Genomic DNA, 532 nt, shown 5'->3' with positions numbered 1-532 from the left:
TGAACCGATGGTCATCTGTAACGAAGAGCACCGCTTCCTGGTGGCCGAACAGCTGCGCCAGCTCAACAGGCTGTCCAACAACATTATTCTCGAGCCGGTCGGGCGCAACACTGCCCCGGCCATTGCTCTGGCGGCCCTTCAGGCCACCCGTCACGGTGACGACCCGCTGATGCTGGTCCTCGCCGCTGACCATATCATCAATAACCAGCCGGTCTTCCACGATGCCATCCGCGTCGCCGAGCAGTATGCCGATGAAGGCCACCTGGTCACCTTCGGTATCGTGCCAAACGCCCCGGAAACCGGCTACGGCTACATCCAGCGCGGCGTGGCCCTCACCGACAGCGCCCACACCCCGTACCAGGTGGCCCGCTTCGTGGAGAAGCCGGACCGCGAGCGCGCTGAGGCCTACCTCGCCTCCGGTGAGTACTACTGGAACAGCGGCATGTTTATGTTCCGCGCCAAAAAATACCTCTCCGAGCTGGCCAAATTCCGCCCGGATATCCTCGAAGCCTGCCAGGCCGCGGTGAACGCC

1 protein-coding gene is annotated in these 532 nt (G+C 63.2%); it reads left to right on the top strand.

Annotated features, from left to right (window positions below; genetic code table 11):
* Nucleotides 1–532, top strand: a 532-nt coding sequence (locus ACLH1U_RS25195; RefSeq protein ID WP_411299515.1) for a mannose-1-phosphate guanylyltransferase, incomplete at both ends; no start/stop codon positions are given.

This window comes from Klebsiella sp. 1SOBk5mer (assembly GCF_046603115.1).
In the GTDB taxonomy this organism is placed as follows: domain Bacteria; phylum Pseudomonadota; class Gammaproteobacteria; order Enterobacterales; family Enterobacteriaceae; genus Klebsiella; species Klebsiella quasipneumoniae.
Note: the sequence above shows the minus strand (reverse complement) of the source record. Positions and strands in the feature narration are given on the sequence as shown.